Genomic DNA, 15,112 nt, shown 5'->3' with positions numbered 1-15,112 from the left:
GCCCCCTAAGGCTACTGGCGCGGGCCCCGGTTTGCCGCCCTGGCCGCGGCCTCGTCGGCCTCGATCCGAGCCGCGCCGGTCAACGTCGGCGCTCCGCCGCCGAGCCGATGCGGCACCCAGTATTCTCCCGCGGGGTGCGGGTAGTCCCGCTGCGCCGCGTGCAACAGCTTGGTCATCGATGCGCGCAGCGCGTCATCGGTGCGCGCGACGTCGTCCTCGGCCCGCAGCGGCGGGCCCACGAGGACGGTGATCGGGATGTGGTGGCGGCCTAGGCGTCGGGGATGGTCCTTGGTCCAGATTCGTTGCGCGCCCCAGACGATGACCGGGACGATCGGCACGTCGGCCTCACGTGCCATGCGTGCGGCGCCGGTCTTGAACTCCTTGAGCTCGAAGCTGCGGCTGATCGTGGCCTCCGGATAAACCCCGACGAGTTCGCCCGCGCGTAGCCGTTCCACCGCCTCCGCGTAGGCACTCGCGCCGGCTTTCCTGTCCACCGGGATAGTGCCAGTGCGCTTGATGAGCGAGTTGACCACTCTGACTTGCTGCATCTCGGCCTTGATCATGAATCGCAGCCGGCGGTTGCGCCGGCGCATGGCCAACCCGGCCGGCAGCCAGTCGACGTAGCTGGTGTGGTTGATCGCGACCACCGCCCCGCCGCGTTCGGGAATGTGCTCGATTCCGCCGTAGGTGATTTTGGTTCCGGTGGCCAACACCGCCAGCTGGGCCAGTATCTCGAGGGTGCGGTAGGTCGGCTCCACCATCGGCGACTACTCCGGCGCCCCCGCGGCTTGGGCGCGCCGGGCCGCCCGCGCGGCCGCTTCCTCGGCGTCCAGCCGGGCGGCCTCGGCCAGCGACGGGGCACCGCCGCCCAGCCGGTGCGGCACCCAGAACTCGCCGGCCGGGTGCGGTCCGTACTGCTCTTGGGCTCGTTCCAGCAGATGCTGCATGCGCGAGTGCAGCAGGCCGCGTAACTCCGGCACCTCCAGCGTCGGTTCGATCGGTTCGCCGACGAGCACGGTGATCGGCACCTTGGGCCGGATCAGCTTCCTGGGGTGCCCCTTGGTCCAGATCCGCTGGGCGCCCCACACGATGTGCGGAATGATCGGCACGCCGGCCTCGACGGCCATGCGTGCGGCGCCGCTCTTGCATTCCTTGATCTCGAAGCTGCGGCTGATGGTCGCTTCGGGGTAGACGCCGACGAGTTCGCCGTCCTTGAGGTTTCTGACCGCGGCCTCGTAGGAGGCGGCGCCGTCCTGCCGATCCACCGAAATGTGACGCAGACTGCGCATCAGCGGTCCGGTGACCTTGCTGTCGAATACCTCTTGCTTGGCCATGAACCGCACTTTGCGGCCGAGGCCCTGTTGGTAGGCCGGCAGCCCGGCAAAGGTGAAGTCGAGGTAGCCGGTGTGGTTGATCGCGATGACCGCGCCGCCGGTGGCCGGCAAATTCTCCACGCCCGAGACGGTGATCTTCAGCCCCTGAAGCCGCCAGATCGTGCGAGCGAGGAAGATGACAGTCCCGTATACCGGTTCCACAGGTTCTTAGCGTAGTGCTACCACCGGCGCGCCGGCGAAAGTGGGGAAAACAGACCACCGGCCGGATCGGTCACCGCCGGTGCCGGTACCGGGCCGGCGGTGACGCCGCACGGTAAGCTGCAAGCAATTCCCGAACCCTCTTGAAAGGCATTTGTGCAGGTCACGAGCGTAGGCCACGCCGGATTTCTGATCCGGACCCGGGCAGGCAGCATTTTGTGCGACCCCTGGGTCAACCCGGCCTACTTTGCCTCCTGGTTTCCGTTCCCGGACAACTCGGGCCTGGACTGGGACGCGTTGGGCGACTGTGACTACTTGTACGTCTCGCACCTGCACAAGGATCACTTCGACGCCAGGCTGCTGCGGGACCACGTCAACAAGGACGCGGTAGTACTGCTACCCGACTTTCCGGTCCCCGACCTTCGGAATGCGCTGCAGGAGTTAGGGTTCTGGCGCTTCTTCGAGACCAGCGATTCGGTCAAACACCGGTTGGACGGGCCCCAGGGTGGGCTGGACGTCATGATCATTGCGCTCCGGGCGCCTGCCGACGGACCCATCGGCGACTCGGCTTTGGTCGTATCCGACGGCCGGACAACGGTTTTCAACATGAACGATGCCCGGCCGGTCGACTTGGAGATGCTGGGAACCGAGTTCGGGCACATCGACGTGCACCTGCTGCAGTACTCCGGTGCGATCTGGTACCCGATGGTCTACGACATGCCCGCCCGGGCCAAAGAATCGTTCGGTACCCAGAAACGGCAGCGTCAGATGGACCGCGCCCGTCAATACATCGCGCAGGTGGACGCGACCTGGGTGGTTCCGTCAGCGGGCCCGCCGTGTTTCCTGGATCCAGAGCTGCGTCACCTTAACGACGACCACGGGGACCCGGCCAACATCTTCCCCGATCAAATGGTTTTCCTCGATCAAATGCGCCGTCACGGGCACGATCGCGGCCTGCTGATGATGCCCGGCTCAGTGGCGGATTTCGCTGGCAAGCAACTGAATTCGCTGCAGCATCCGCTGCCCCTCGACGAGGTGGAGGCGATCTTCACCACCGGTAAGGCCACCTACATCGCCGATTATGCCGAGCGCATGGCGCCGGTTCTGGCCGCCGAGCGGCGAAGCTGGGCACCCGCCACGGGCGAGCCGCTGCTGGAACCGATCCGGGCGTTGTTCGAGCCGATCATGCTGCAAAGCGACGAGATCTGCGACGGCATCGGCTACCCCGTCGAACTGGTGATCGGCCCGGAGACCGTGATCTTGGACTTCCCGAAACGAACAGTGCGCGAACGGATCGCTCACGAAAAGGTCCGCTACGGGTTTGAGATAGCACCGGAGTTGGTCCGCACGGTGTTGCGAGATCGCGAACCGGATTGGGTCAACACCATCTTTTTGTCCACGCGGTTCCGGGCCTGGCGGGTCGGCGGCTACAACGAATACCTGTACACCTTCTTCAAGTGTCTTACCGATGAACGGATCGCGTACGCCGACGGCTGGTTCGCGGAATCCCACGACGATTCCGCGTCGATCACTCTGGATGGCTGGGAGATTCAGCGTCGTTGTCCGCACCTCAAGGCGGATCTGTCGAAGTTTGGTGTGGTAGAAGGCAATACACTGACGTGCAATCTGCACGGCTGGCAGTGGCGACTGGAAGATGGTCGCTGCCTGACCACCCGCGGTCACCAGCTGCGAAGCCGTCGTACATGAGCAAGACCTACGACGACGGCGTGGTTCAGCTTGACCGCACGGCGATCACGTTGCGGCGGTATCACTTTCCGGAAGGCACGTCGAAGATCATCGCGCTGGACGCGATCCGCGGATACAAGGCGCAGCCGCTCGGCTGGTTCACCGCCCGCTTCACCTTCTGGGGCGGTACTGACCCGCGTTATTGGCTGCCGCTGGACTTGCACCGGCCCCTCAAGTCGCGATTGATCATCCTGGATGTGCCGGGGACCCGGCCCAGCCCGGCGTTCACCCCAGGACGTCCGGACGAGTTCATCGCGCTGTTCGACGAGCTGCTGGCGCGTTAACGGTCGTCGAGGGCAGCGCGGGCGGCGTTGTATCCCGGGGTGAAGGTGATGCCCGGACCGCCGTGGCAGCCCGCACTGCCCAGGTACAGGCCCTTGATCGGGATAGGCTGGCCGAGAAAGCCTTTCGGGCCGGGCCTGTTGGGACCGATCTGGTTCGCGTTCAACAGCCCGTGGCAGTAGTCGCCGCCGGGTGCGCCGAACATCACACCCATGTGCCGGGGTGTGAATGTGGTGTGCCGGATGATGCTGCGTTCGAAGTTCGGTGCGAGCCGGGTGATCTTGTCGATTACGCGTTGGCCCATCTCCATCTTGGCCTGCCCGTAATCGACCTCGCCCTCGATCGGGAAGAACAGGGCGAAGGCCGACGCGGCGTGCTTACCCGGCGGGGCCAGGTCCGGATCGTTCTGCGAGGGAATCTGCAAGACCACCGTCGGGTTCGCCGGGACGATCCCGCGCCGAGCGTCCTCCCACTGCTGCTGCACCTCCTCCGGTGTGCAGAACAGCCCGATCGACGCCTGCATCGCCGGATCGTTGAGGGCCTCGTAGGGCGGGGCGAAGGCGGGGGCCTCGCTCAGTGCGAAGTGCATCTGCAGGTAGCTGCCGCGATGGTCGATGCGGGCATAACGCTCGCGCAGGTCAGACGGCAACGCGGCGGGATCGATCAGCTCGTTGAGCGTGAGGTCCGGGGCGATCCCCGAGACCACGATGGGGGCCGTCAGCGTCTCGCCGGCTTCGGTGCGCACACCGGTCACCTGCCCGTCGTTGATCAAGATCTCGGTCACCTTGGTGCGCAACCGGAGTTCGCCGCCGTGGCTGACCAGCAGGTCGCACAGATGCGAGGTGAGTGCGCCGATGCCGCCGCGCAGCTTCTTCATCTGCATGGTGTCGCCGTCGGGAACGCCGAGCCCGAACGCGAGCGCGGCGGCGCTGCCCGGGGTGGCGGGGCCCCGATACAGCGTGTTGACCGCCAACACCGTCATCGACCCGCGCAGCGCACCGTGCTTTTCGCGGTCCGGGAGATAACGGTCCAGCACGTCGGTCACCGAAGCGAACAGCATGTCGTCAATTGCCGAGCGTTCGAATTCGCTGGTGGCGCAGGCGTACATTTCGTCGATGCTCTTGGGCGGTGTCCCGGCCTCGAATCGGCCCAGGGCGCGAGTCGGGCCTTGGCTCCAGGCCATCAGGCCCGCCATCCCGTTGACGGCGTCGGCGCCGTGCACCTCGTTGAGGTGGGTGAACAGCTTGATGGGATCGCTGTATTGCACCAGCGGGTCGTCGCCGACACCGCGCACCGCCACCGACATCACGTCGAGGTCGATGGTCGGCAGGGTGTCCAGGCCCAGCTCGTCGACCACCACCTGAGACGTCGGGAATTGCACCGAGCCGGCGATCTCGAACTGGTAGCCGTCGAAAAGCTCGACGGTGGAAGCCATTCCGCCGGCGTAGAGCTTCGGATCCAGGCACACCGTTCGCAGTCCCGCCTTTTGCAACAGGACCGCGGCGGTCAGCCCGTTGTGCCCGGCACCGATAACTATCGCGTCAAAGTCAGTCATGTCCTGCCCTCCGCAAAGGAGGCTCGCACGACCGCAAAGTTTTGTCAATTATGACGAAACTTTGCGGTCCGTTGCCGTCCGCCAGGTATCGGTAATTCCCACCCGCAGCGCCTCCAAGGCGACATGGCACAACCGCGCGAGTTCCCCGAGCGACCGGTCGTCGCCGGTCATCCATACCTCCATCGCGCCGAAAACCGCGGCCGCGACGCAGTGTGCGGTCACCGCGATGCGGACCTGATCGTCGGCCGTGCGAGCAGTGCCGTTCACGATCTGGGTGCGCCGCTGCAACTGTGTGGCAATGGCATCTGCGAAGTCGGCCTGCACCTCCCGGATATGCCGGACGATGCGGACCGGGTCCAGTTCGTCCTGGCGCAGCGCGGCGATTTTGGCTACCGCGTCAACGTCATACGGGAACGAGAAGACGGCGGCCTGTACCGAATCGATGATCGCCTCGTCGGCCGGTCGAGCATCCAGGGCGGCGCGGAACCAATGCAGCCCGGTGTAGTCGGCAAACAGCAGGTCATGCTTGGAACTGAAGTGCCGGTAGAACGTGCGCAGCGACACTCCCGCATCGGCCGCGATCTGTTCGGCCGAAGTGTCCTCCACGCCCTGGGCCAGGAATCGCACCAGGGCCGCTTGCCGCAATGCCTCGCGCGTCCGTTCGCTGCGCGCGGTCTGTGCCGGCCTGACCATGTCAGTAAGGTATCAAGCCGCCCGCACCGGTACCGCACTTGTTGTGTCAATATTGACAAAACTTTGCGTTCGGGGTGAGACTGCGCCCATGGTCTCGCTACTCACTCACGCGGTACTCGGGCTCGCGGTCATCACCTGGATCGTCCGGGCCAACCCAACGGTTTTCGCCCGCCCCACCAACGGCGGCCTCTTTTCACCGATGGAGATCGTCTACTACGTCGTCGGCATCGCGTCGGTCGTGCTCGGCTGGTACTTCAACATCACCTTTGTGCGGGAGTACTCCCAAGGCTCCACCAACCCGCTGTGGGGTGAGCACGGCAGCTGGCTGGAGTACATCCGGTTGATGTTCACCAACCCCGCTGCCAGTTCGGCCAGCCAGGACTACACGATCGCGAATGTGGTGCTGCTGCCTATCTTTACGATCGTCGACGGTTACCGCCGCGGGCTGCGCCACCCCTGGTTGTATTTCGTGTCCAGCCTGTTTACCAGCTTCGCGTTCGCGTTCGCCTTCTACTTCGCGACGATGGAGCGCCAGCGCCGCCACGAACAAGACCGCGCGACCGTAAACGCTTAGGGCTCAAGCACTTCGGTGCCGACGAGAGGCGCCAGCGCTGCGGGGACGCGCACGCTGCCGTCGGGCCGCTGGTGGTTCTCCAGGATGGCGACCAACCACCGGGTGGTGCCCAGCGTGCCGTTGAGCGTGGCCGCGGTCTGCGGCTTGCCGTTCTCGTCGCGGTAGCGCGTGGACAGCCGGCGTGCCTGGAACGTGGTGCAGTTTGATGTCGACGTCAGCTCGCGATAGGTGTGCTGAGTCGGCACCCAGGCTTCGCAGTCGTACTTGCGAGCGGCCGACGACCCCAAATCGCCTGCGGCAACATCGATTACCCGATACGGCACCTCGATGAGGGCGAGCATCTCGCGCTGCCAGCCCAGCAGCCGCTGGTGTTCTGCCTCGGCGTCGGCGGGCGTGCAGTAGACAAAGGCCTCGACCTTGTCGAATTGATGGACCCGGATGATGCCGCGGGTGTCCTTACCGTAGCTGCCGGCCTCCCGGCGAAAACAGGACGACCAGCCCGCGTAGCGCAACGGCCCGCCGGACAGGTCGATGATTTCGTTCCAGTGATAGCCGGCCAGCGGGACCTCCGAGGTTCCCACCAGGTACAGATCGTCGGCCTCAACCCGGTAGATCTCGTCGGCGTGGGCGCCCAAGAACCCCGTGCCGGCCATCACCTCCGGTCGCACCAGCACCGGCGGAATCATCGGCGTGAACCCATGCTCGACGGCCAGCCGCAGCGCCAGCTGCAGTAGGCCCAGCTGCAGCAGCGCACCCTGCCCGGTCAAAAAGTAAAACCGCGAACCGGACACCTTGGCGCCGCGCTGCATGTCGATCAGACCCAGCGACTCACCCAGCTCCAAGTGATCCTTCGGGTTCTCGATCGCAGGGGGCTCGCCCACGACGTCCAGCACGGCGAAGTCGTCCTCGCCACCGGCGGGCACTCCGTCGACGACGACGTTGGAGATTGCCATGTGGGCGGCGGTGAACGCCGTCTCGGCGTCGGCCTGCGCGGCTTCGGCGGCCTTGACCTGCTCGGCGAGCTCCTTCGCGCGCGCCAGCAGGACGGGGCGCTCGTCCGGTGCCGCCGCGCCGACGCTCTTGCTGGCCGACTTCTGCTCGGCGCGCAGCGCGTCCGCGGTCGAGATCGCGGACCGGCGGGCGGCGTCGGCCGCCAGCAGCGCATCCACCAGCGCCGGGTCTTCGCCACGGCTGAGTTGGGAGCGGCGGACGGCGTCGGGGTCTTCCCGGAGCAGCTTGAGGTCGATCACGGCCTGAAGACTACTTTTTGCCCGGCACCGGGCGCGCGCAGTACCCGCGACCGCTCCCCAGGACTCACATCTGTAACTTTTGTCACGACTGCCGGGGGGTGCTGTCAGAATGGAGGCGATGTCGGACGCCCTCCAAACGGAAGTCGCTGCCCCCAGCCCACCCGCCGCCGAGGCGGGGGAACAGCTGGCCAGCTTCCGGTGGCCGCGCACGTTGCAGGCGACCGCGACCCGGCGGGCGCTGCTGCTGTTCGCCCTCGGCGGGCTGTTGATCGCGGGCCTGGTAACCGCACTGCCGGTCGGCGGTCCGGGCCAGGGCCGGCTCGCGGGCTACCTGGACAGCAATCCGGTACCCAGCACCGGAGCCAAGAGCGACGCCACCTTCAACCGCGCGAAGCCGGGCGACTGCCTGATGTGGCCGGACGTCACACCGGAGTCGGCGACCATCGTCAAGTGCTCCGACGATCACAAGTTCGAGGTCGCCGAGTCCATCGACATGCGGACCTTCCCCGGCTCGGAGTACGGGCCCACCGCCGCGCCGCCATCGCCGGCTCGGATTCAGCAGATCAGCCAGGAGCAGTGCGAGGCCGCGGTGCGCCGCTACATGGGCCCCAAGTACGACCCCAACAGCAAGTTCAGTGTCAGCCTGCTGTGGGCGGGTGACCGCGCTTGGCGTCAAGCCGGTGAGCGCCGCATGCTGTGCGGGCTGCAGATGCCCGGCGCCAACAACGAGCAGGCGGCGTTCAAGGGCAAGGTCGCCGACGTTGACCAGTCCAAGGTGTGGCCCGCCGGTACCTGCCTGGGCATCGATACGACCGCCAACCAGCCCATCGACGTCCCCGTCGACTGCAAGGCACCGCACGCGATGGAGGTCACGGGCACGGTCAACCTGGGTGAGAAGTTCCCGGGCGCCCTGCCGGCCGAACCCGAGCAGGACGGCTACATCAAGGACGCCTGCACCAAGATGACCGATGCTTACCTTGCGCCGGTCAAGTTGCGCACCACCACGCTGACGCTGATCTACCCGACCGTGTCGCTGCCGAGTTGGTCGGCGGGTAGCCGCGAAGTTGCCTGCAGCATCGGCGCGACGCTGGGCAACGGCGGCTGGGCCACGCTGGTCAACAGCGCCAAGGGGCAGCTGCTGATCAACGGCCAGGCACCGGTGCCGCCGCCGGACATTCCCGAGGAACGGCTGACGATGCCGCCGATCCCCGTGCAGGTGCCAGCGAGCCCGCCCCAGCAGTCCAACACCCCGCCCGAGATGCCGCCCGGCAACCAGCACCTCCCCCAGCAACAACCCGTCGTGACGCCGCCGCGGGCGCCTGCCGCGCAGGCCCCGGATGCTCAGGCACCGCAGGACGTGCCGCCGCCGCCCGCCGACGCCGGTGCACCCCCGCCGCCGGCCAACCAGGCGCCGCCGCCGATGCCGGATGCCCCCGCCCCGGGCGCGCCGCCTGCACCGCCCGAGCCGGCATCGGGAGGCTAGCCGGGTGGCGGTGCGGATGGCTCCGCGGCGGTTCGACGAGCTGGTCGCCGATGCGCTCGACCTGATCCCGCCGCAGCTGGCGGCCGCCATGGATAACGTCGTCGTGCTCGTGGAAGACCGCAATCCCGACGAGCCTGATCTGCTCGGTTTGTACGAGGGGGTGGCGCTGACCGAACGCGACTCCGATTACGGCGGCTCGCTGCCCGACGCCATCACGATCTATCGCGAAGCGTTGCTGGACATCTGCGACGACGAGGATGCCGTCGTCGAGGAGGTGGCGATTACCGTGATCCACGAAATCGCACACCACTTCGGCATCGACGACGCTCGCCTCGAGGAGCTGGGCTGGGCCTGACGTGCCGGCGAATCGCGGCCGAGAAAACGCCTGCCGGCCGGGCGCGGCAACGCGGTTTTGTCGGGGCCTGGTGTTAGGAACGTCGTATGAGTGCTGACTGCCGCGACTGCCTGGCAGGCCTAGAACACTGCCACGGCACCATCATTCGACACGCACTGCGCCGTTCGGAATGCACGGAACCGGACTGTGCCGGCCCGGAACTGCTGCCGCACACCTTCGTCATCGACTGCGACGCCGTCGGCTGCGCCTGCACGGAATTGGTCGCGCTGGCCGTCTGATCAGCCCATCGGGTCGCTGCTGGAGCGGACCGCATCGACGATCGGCGTGGCCTCGGGCTCGGGGTAAAACGGCGGCGTGAGAGTTCCCCACCGCACGCAGCTCCATCGCCCGTCGGTGATCGGAGCCAAGACCACCGACTCGGCGTTGCCCAGGTGATTGTCGAGCGCAAAGGTGGCGTCCACCCCGGCCAGCACCGCCGATACCAACCGGATCGCCGCGCCATGGCTCACCACGAGGATGTCGCCACGCCAGTCATGGTCGTCCAGATACCGCAGCCGCAGGTCGGTGAGCACCGGGACGTAGCGGTCCAGCACGTCGTTGCCCGTCTCACCGCCGGGCAACGGCACGTCCAGCTCGCCGTGCTGCCACCGCTCGTAAATGGCGTTGAACTCGGCGACCGCCTCATCGTCGTTGCGGTTTTCCAGCCTGCCCACCTGGACCTCGTGGATGCCGGCGACTTCCCGCGGCGTCACCTCGACCTGCTCGCCGATCACCGCGGCCGTCTGCGACGCACGGTTGGCCACCGAATGTGCAAGCAGTCCAGGTCTGGCGAATTCGCGCGCGAAGGCACGCGCCTGATCGCGCCCCGTCGGCGTCAGGTCCGCCCCGGGCGGCCGGGTGTCTAGCCGGCGCTCGACGTTGCCGTATGACTGTCCATGGCGAAGCAGCACCAAACGTCCACTCATTGGCCGGCTTCTCCTGCCCCGACGTCGTCGCCGGGTTTGCCTTCCCGCAGCCGGGCCAGCCAGCGCGCGGCCTCGTCGGGCGGCGGCGGTCCTATCCCGGTGGCGGGGCCGGTCGGCCAGGAACCCAGATACCTCACCTCGACGCAACGACGGCGCAGCGCTTTGAGTGCCTCGGCGACGGCATCATCGTCGATATGGCCGGCGCAGTCCGCGAAGAACAGGTATGTACCGAGTTCCGTTCGGGTGGGCCGAGATTCGATGCGGGTGAGGTCGATATCGCGGATGCCGAATTCGCCCAGCGCGGCGAGCAGCGCGCCCGGTGCGTTTTCGATCCGCAACACCACCGAGGTGCGGTCGGCTCCGGTGCGCACCGGCGGCGGTCCCGGCAAGCCCACCAGGACGAAGCGGGTGCGGGCGTTGCTCTCATCGACCACGCCTTCGGCCAGCGCGGCCAACTTCCAATGCGCGGCGGCCAGCGGCGAGGTCACCGCGGCGTCGGCCTCCCCCTCGGCGACCCGGCGCGCCGCGTCGGCATTCGAGTACGCCGGCCGAAGTTGAACGTCGGGCAGATTCGCGGCCAGCCACCGCCGCACCTGTGCCGCCGCCACAGGAAAGGCCGCCACTGTGCGGACCTCGCCGCTATCGCGGCCGGGCCGAACAACGACGCTGAAGGCCACGTCCAATGTCGTCTCGGCGAAAATCTGCAGGGGCGACCCGATAGCGAGGCTGTCCAGCGTCGGTGTCACCGACCCGTCGATCGAGTTCTCGATCGGCACGCACGCGTAATCGCTCTCGCGATTGCGGACCGCCTCCAACGCTCCCGGCGTGCTGTCGACCGGCAACCGCTGGACCGGACCCAGGTGTTGGTCGGGGATCAGTCCGGCGTCCGTCATCTGCAGTAGCGCCGCCTCCGTGAAGGTCCCTTCGGGCCCGAGGTAAGTAATGGCCACCACGCCCACAACCCTAGTGGGGTCGATGTAAATCGGACCTTGCTTCGCCTCAGGTCGTAAGTTAACTTAGGCTTACCTAATTGATGAGGAGAACGATGTCTTCGCTGACCAGTGCCGCGCCGACGACTGCCGAACGCATCCGCAGTGCATGTGCACGGGCCGGAGGCGCCCTGTTGGCCATCGAGCGCGAGGACCCGGCGCCCACCCCGGTTCATCACCTGCTGCAGGACGGCACGTTCGCGGTGGCGCTTCCCGTCGGCAGCGTGTCGGACAGGCGGATGGGCGGATCACAGGCGCTGCTCGAGCTGACCGACTACGCGCCGCTGCCCCTGCGCGAGCCAGTGCGCTCGCTGGTGTGGGTTCGCGGCCGCCTGCAGCCGGTGCCGTCAGCCCAGATCACCAGCACCCTCGACGTCATCGCCAGCGAGTGCCCGCACGCGGCCCTGCTGCAAGTCGATACCCCCAGATGTCCGCCGGCCGATCCGGGCGAGGACCGGTACACCCTGCTGCGGCTCGAGATTGCTTCCGTCGTGGTCACCGACGCCACGGGCGCCGAGCCGGTCAGTGTCGACGATCTGCTCGCGGCGCGACCCGACCCGTTCTGTGAGATCGAGTCGACATTGCTCTGGCACCTGGACAGCGCACATGGCGACGTAGTGGCGCGCCTGGTGTCCCGGTTGCCCGCACCGCTGCGGCGCGGGCACGTTCGGCCGCTAGGCCTAGACCGTTACGGCGTGCGATTCCGCGTCGAAGGACACAATGGCGACCATGACATCCGGCTGCCCTTTCACAAACCGGTCCATGACATGACCGGGCTGCGCCAGGCCATTCGAGTGCTCATGGGCTGTCCCTTCATCAACGGCCTGCGCGCCCGCCAGTAGTTGTCGCGCGTTGCGCGCATTGCATGCCCCCGTGCGCGGGCACTCCCGCGTACGTTAACCAGGTGAACGGCGGCCGACCACCCGATCCCAACCGGCATCCGGGAGCCAACCCGCCGACGCGGCATCCCGAACCGCCGCCGGTGATCCCGCGTCGGCCCACCCAGCCATCGGCGTCCGATCACACGCTGCCGCTGCCGCGCGTCGCGCCATCGGGCAAGCCTCCGCATTCCCCCGGCCCAACCCCATCGCCGCCACCGAGGCCACCGCTTCCGAGAAAACCCCAACCTCGCGTCCAGCGACCCGCCGTGCCCGCACCGCAACCCCGCGTGGTCCGTAACCGGCGGACGCGTCGCTGGGTCCGGCGCATCACGTCAGCTTTGGTGCTCGCCGTGCTGCTGGCCGGCATCGGCGTCGTGGGCGGTGGCATCTGGCTGGACAACACGTTGCATCGCAAACCCGTGCTAACCGACTACGCCGATCGCGCCGTCGCCGGTCGGGGGACCAACTGGTTGCTGGTCGGCTCGGACAGTCGCGACGGTCTCACCGCCGCGCAGCAACAAGACCTGTCCACCGGCGGCGACATCGGGAGCAGTCGCACCGACTCGATCCTGTTGATCCACATTCCCGCGGTCGGATCGAGCACGCCGACGACCGTGGTGTCGATTCCGCGTGACTCGTTCGTCTCGATTCCGGGGCAGGGGAAGGACAAGATCAACTCGGCCTTTGCGGACGGCGGGGCGGCACTGCTGGCCCAGACCGTCGAGCAGGCCACCGGACTGCGCCTGGACCACTACGCCGAGATTGGCTTCGGGGGGTTTGCGGCCGTGGTCGATGCCCTCGGCGGCGTCAGCATGTGCCTGACCACGCCAACGAAGGATCCGCTGGCCGGCATCGACCTGCCCGCCGGCTGCCAGCAGCTCAACGGCCGCGAAGCGCTGGGGTTTGTCCGGTCCCGCGATACCCCGCGGGCAGATCTGGACCGAATGGTCAATCAGCGGCAGTTCATCTCGGCGCTGTTGCAGCGTGCCGCCAGCCCGTCGGTCTGGCTCAACCCGTGGCGGTGGTACGCCGTCCCGCACGCCGCGGCCGACGCCTTGACCGTCGACCAGGGTGATCACGTGTGGGATCTGGCCCGGCTGGGCTGGGCTCTACACGGGTCGACCACCACGTTGACCGTCCCGATCGCCGACTTCACCAGCAACGGCTCGGGCTCCGTCGTGGTGTGGAACCACCAGTTGGCCGGCGAACTGTTTGACGCGTTGGGCTCCGACCTCCACGTGCCTAGCGCCGTGCTGGAAGGGCAGTCATAGGCCGCACCGGGCAGGCACCCGAACAATAATCTGGTGCAACTAGTTAGGTAAACCTCGTCTCAGCAAATCGACAAACTGCGTTTTATCCCGCATCAGGAAAGGCTTCCCTGACTAAGCTCTGCCTTCGTTGCACCACCGCTTTACTGCCGTTAACCTGCAGCCGTGATAGAACCTGAGGGCCCACAGACAAAATTCCTGGCATTGGTACAGGAACAAATTCTCAACGAATTCACCGCCTCCCAGCAATATATTGCTATTGCCGTGTACTTTTCCAGCGCCGAGTTACCGCAACTGGCGAAGCACTTCTACAGCCAGGCGGTCGAGGAGCGTAACCACGCGATGATGCTGGTGCAGCATCTGCTCGACCGCGACGTGGCTGTCGAGATTCCCAACGTCGGTGCGGTGCGCAATCAGTTCGACAACCCGCGCGACGCGTTGGTGCTGGCGCACGATCAGGAACGCGCCGTCACCGAGCAGATCAGCCGGCTGGCGGCCGTGGCCCGCGACGAGGGCGACTTCCTCGGTGAGCAGTTCACGCAGTGGTTCCTCAAGGAGCAGATCGAAGAGGTCGGGCTGATGAGGACCCTGGTTCGGGTCGCCGAGCGGGCCGCCGCCAACGAGTTCGAGCTGGAGAACTTCGTTGCGCGCGAGGTATCGGCCCCCGCCGTCAGTGCGGGCGCTCCTCCGGCCGCCGGCGGGTACCTGACGTCGAACTAACCGCGCCCGGGGGTCCGGGCGTTGTCCAGCCAGGTCTTGGTGCGACCGGGATGGTTGGTGGCAATCCACGCCACCCCGACATCGCGGCAGAAATCGACGTCGTCATAGCTGTCGACCGTCCAGCAGTACACGGCGCGGCCCTGTGCGGCGGCGCGGTCGGCCAGCTGCGGGTAGTCCTTCAGCGCCGTCACCGAAGGTCCGACGGCGGTCGCACCCACGGCGGTGGCCGCGCTGCTCGTGAGGTAGCGGGCATTGCGGCCGAGCAGCACCGTAGGCAGCAGCGGCGCTGCCCGGCGGATTCGCCATACCGCGGCCGCGGAGAATGACATCACCACCGCTCGCGACCGGGCCGCGGAGGCGGGCGAGGAAATACCGAACCGGTGTAACAGCGCCAGCACCTTGCTTTCCACCAGCGACCCGTACCGGACCGGATGCTTGGTCTCGATGAATAACTTCACCGGTCGACTCCAGTCGAGAACCAGCGAGACTAGGGCGTCGAGCGTCAACAGGCTGGTGTCGCCGTGGGCACCGTCGGGTCGCCAACTGTCGTGCCACGCGCCGTATTCCAGTTCACGCAGCTGGGCGAGCGTCATGGTGCTGACTAAGCCGGCGCCGGTCGACGTGCGGTCAAGCCGTCGGTCGTGCACGCACACCAAGTGGCCGTCCCGGGTCAACCGCACATCGCATTCGACGCCGTCGGCGCCTTCTTTGAGAGCGAGATCGTAGGCGGCCAACGTGTGTTCGGGGCGGGCGGCCGATGCGCCTCGGTGAGCGACGACAAAAGGATGCGCGGCGAGCACCTCGTCGGCCCACGTCATA

General features: G+C 67.0%; 17 protein-coding genes. 9 read left to right on the top strand and 8 right to left on the bottom strand.

Going from position 1 to position 15,112, the window contains the following annotated elements; genetic code table 11:
• Positions 1 to 11 precede the first annotated feature (11 nt).
• Both G6N33_RS12775 and G6N33_RS12770 read right to left on the bottom strand, forming a co-directional pair.
• Positions 12 to 761, bottom strand: coding sequence for a lysophospholipid acyltransferase family protein (locus tag G6N33_RS12775; RefSeq protein WP_044509028.1), 750 nt, complete (start codon positions 759 to 761; stop codon positions 12 to 14).
• Between the two features lie 6 nt (positions 762 to 767).
• A complete protein-coding gene (locus tag G6N33_RS12770; RefSeq protein WP_101528146.1) occupies positions 768 to 1,535 on the bottom strand; it encodes a lysophospholipid acyltransferase family protein in 768 nt (255 codons plus the stop codon).
• Between the two features lie 153 nt (positions 1,536 to 1,688).
• Between G6N33_RS12770 and G6N33_RS12765 the strand changes: the two genes are divergently transcribed.
• A complete protein-coding gene (locus G6N33_RS12765; RefSeq protein WP_044509031.1) occupies positions 1,689 to 3,239 on the top strand; it encodes an MBL fold metallo-hydrolase in 1,551 nt (516 codons plus the stop codon).
• A complete protein-coding gene (locus G6N33_RS12760) occupies positions 3,236 to 3,562 on the top strand; it encodes a hypothetical protein (protein WP_044509032.1) in 327 nt (108 codons plus the stop codon). The genes G6N33_RS12765 and G6N33_RS12760 overlap by 4 nt, the downstream gene beginning before the upstream one ends.
• Here G6N33_RS12760 and G6N33_RS12755 read toward each other — a convergent pair.
• Positions 3,559 to 5,115 (bottom strand): phytoene desaturase family protein, encoded by a 1,557-nt coding sequence (locus G6N33_RS12755; protein WP_044509033.1) that lies wholly within the window; start codon positions 5,113 to 5,115, stop codon positions 3,559 to 3,561. The two genes, G6N33_RS12760 and G6N33_RS12755, sit on opposite strands and share 4 nt — an antisense overlap.
• A gap of 48 nt (positions 5,116 to 5,163) precedes the next feature.
• A complete protein-coding gene (locus tag G6N33_RS12750; RefSeq protein ID WP_044509034.1) occupies positions 5,164 to 5,808 on the bottom strand; it encodes a TetR/AcrR family transcriptional regulator in 645 nt (214 codons plus the stop codon).
• Between the two features lie 88 nt (positions 5,809 to 5,896).
• On the opposite strand from G6N33_RS12750, the gene G6N33_RS12745 reads away from it, so the two are divergent.
• Positions 5,897 to 6,382: a DUF2834 domain-containing protein gene (locus tag G6N33_RS12745; protein ID WP_101528147.1), complete on the top strand. Its 486-nt coding sequence runs from the start codon at positions 5,897 to 5,899 to the stop codon at positions 6,380 to 6,382.
• Here G6N33_RS12745 and serS read toward each other — a convergent pair.
• Positions 6,379 to 7,632: a serine--tRNA ligase gene (gene serS / locus G6N33_RS12740; RefSeq protein WP_101528148.1), complete on the bottom strand. Its 1,254-nt coding sequence runs from the start codon at positions 7,630 to 7,632 to the stop codon at positions 6,379 to 6,381. The genes G6N33_RS12745 and serS overlap by 4 nt on opposite strands.
• A gap of 109 nt (positions 7,633 to 7,741) precedes the next feature.
• Here serS and G6N33_RS12735 point away from each other — a divergent pair, with 109 nt between their 5' ends.
• The 3 genes from G6N33_RS12735 (at position 7,742) to G6N33_RS12725 (ending at position 9,748) form a co-directional block, all read left to right on the top strand.
• Positions 7,742 to 9,115, top strand: coding sequence for a septum formation family protein (locus G6N33_RS12735; RefSeq protein ID WP_101528149.1), 1,374 nt, complete (start codon positions 7,742 to 7,744; stop codon positions 9,113 to 9,115).
• A 4-nt stretch (positions 9,116 to 9,119) separates the two neighbouring features.
• The gene (locus G6N33_RS12730) at positions 9,120 to 9,470 is read left to right on the top strand and encodes a metallopeptidase family protein (RefSeq protein WP_044509038.1); all 351 of its coding nucleotides are present in this window, start codon (positions 9,120 to 9,122) and stop codon (positions 9,468 to 9,470) included.
• 86 nt (positions 9,471 to 9,556) lie between these two features.
• Complete coding sequence (locus G6N33_RS12725; RefSeq protein ID WP_044509039.1) at positions 9,557 to 9,748, top strand: hypothetical protein; 192 nt, start codon at positions 9,557 to 9,559, stop codon at positions 9,746 to 9,748.
• Here the strand turns inward: G6N33_RS12725 and G6N33_RS12720 are convergent, their stop codons facing one another.
• Together G6N33_RS12720 and pheA are read right to left on the bottom strand one after the other, a co-directional pair.
• Positions 9,749 to 10,435 carry a histidine phosphatase family protein gene (locus G6N33_RS12720; RefSeq protein WP_044509040.1) on the bottom strand — a complete coding sequence of 229 codons (687 nt, stop codon included), beginning with the start codon at positions 10,433 to 10,435 and terminating at the stop codon, positions 9,749 to 9,751.
• On the bottom strand, positions 10,432 to 11,388 hold the full coding sequence (gene pheA, locus G6N33_RS12715; RefSeq protein WP_101528154.1) for a prephenate dehydratase: 957 nt from the start codon (positions 11,386 to 11,388) through the stop codon (positions 10,432 to 10,434). The genes G6N33_RS12720 and pheA overlap by 4 nt, the downstream gene beginning before the upstream one ends.
• A gap of 92 nt (positions 11,389 to 11,480) precedes the next feature.
• Here pheA and G6N33_RS12710 point away from each other — a divergent pair, with 92 nt between their 5' ends.
• The 3 genes from G6N33_RS12710 (at position 11,481) to G6N33_RS12700 (ending at position 14,293) form a co-directional block, all read left to right on the top strand.
• On the top strand, positions 11,481 to 12,266 hold the full coding sequence (locus G6N33_RS12710; RefSeq protein WP_044509042.1) for a DUF2470 domain-containing protein: 786 nt from the start codon (positions 11,481 to 11,483) through the stop codon (positions 12,264 to 12,266).
• 62 nt (positions 12,267 to 12,328) lie between these two features.
• The gene (locus G6N33_RS12705; protein ID WP_408632776.1) at positions 12,329 to 13,576 is read left to right on the top strand and encodes an LCP family protein; all 1,248 of its coding nucleotides are present in this window, start codon (positions 12,329 to 12,331) and stop codon (positions 13,574 to 13,576) included.
• Positions 13,577 to 13,738: 162 nt separating this feature from the next.
• Positions 13,739 to 14,293: a ferritin gene (locus G6N33_RS12700; RefSeq protein ID WP_044509043.1), complete on the top strand. Its 555-nt coding sequence runs from the start codon at positions 13,739 to 13,741 to the stop codon at positions 14,291 to 14,293.
• On the opposite strand, the gene G6N33_RS12695 is transcribed toward G6N33_RS12700, so the two are convergent.
• Positions 14,290 to 15,111 (bottom strand): glycerophosphodiester phosphodiesterase, encoded by an 822-nt coding sequence (locus G6N33_RS12695; protein WP_044509044.1) that lies wholly within the window; start codon positions 15,109 to 15,111, stop codon positions 14,290 to 14,292. The genes G6N33_RS12700 and G6N33_RS12695 overlap by 4 nt on opposite strands.
• Between the last annotated feature and the right edge of the window lies 1 nt (position 15,112).

Origin of the sequence: Mycobacterium simiae, assembly GCF_010727605.1 — a bacterium.
Taxonomy (GTDB): Bacteria; Actinomycetota; Actinomycetes; order Mycobacteriales; family Mycobacteriaceae; genus Mycobacterium; species Mycobacterium simiae.
Note: the sequence above shows the minus strand (reverse complement) of the source record. Positions and strands in the feature narration are given on the sequence as shown.

Bases quoted from the DNA above. Each gene is read 5' to 3' on its own strand.
- G6N33_RS12775 (WP_044509028.1), bottom strand. From the start codon at position 761: ATGGTGGAGCCGACCTACCGCACCCTCGAGATACTGGCCCAGCTGGCG.
- G6N33_RS12760 (WP_044509032.1), top strand. From the start codon at position 3,236: ATGAGCAAGACCTACGACGACGGCGTGGTTCAGCTTGACCGCACGGCG.
- G6N33_RS12755 (WP_044509033.1), bottom strand. From the start codon at position 5,115: ATGACTGACTTTGACGCGATAGTTATCGGTGCCGGGCACAACGGGCTG.
- G6N33_RS12750 (WP_044509034.1), bottom strand. From the start codon at position 5,808: ATGGTCAGGCCGGCACAGACCGCGCGCAGCGAACGGACGCGCGAGGCA.
- G6N33_RS12745 (WP_101528147.1), top strand. From the start codon at position 5,897: ATGGTCTCGCTACTCACTCACGCGGTACTCGGGCTCGCGGTCATCACC.
- G6N33_RS12735 (WP_101528149.1), top strand. From the start codon at position 7,742: ATGGAGGCGATGTCGGACGCCCTCCAAACGGAAGTCGCTGCCCCCAGC.
- G6N33_RS12725 (WP_044509039.1), top strand. From the start codon at position 9,557: ATGAGTGCTGACTGCCGCGACTGCCTGGCAGGCCTAGAACACTGCCAC.
- G6N33_RS12720 (WP_044509040.1), bottom strand. From the start codon at position 10,435: ATGAGTGGACGTTTGGTGCTGCTTCGCCATGGACAGTCATACGGCAAC.
- G6N33_RS12710 (WP_044509042.1), top strand. From the start codon at position 11,481: ATGTCTTCGCTGACCAGTGCCGCGCCGACGACTGCCGAACGCATCCGC.
- G6N33_RS12695 (WP_044509044.1), bottom strand. From the start codon at position 15,111: ATGACGTGGGCCGACGAGGTGCTCGCCGCGCATCCTTTTGTCGTCGCT.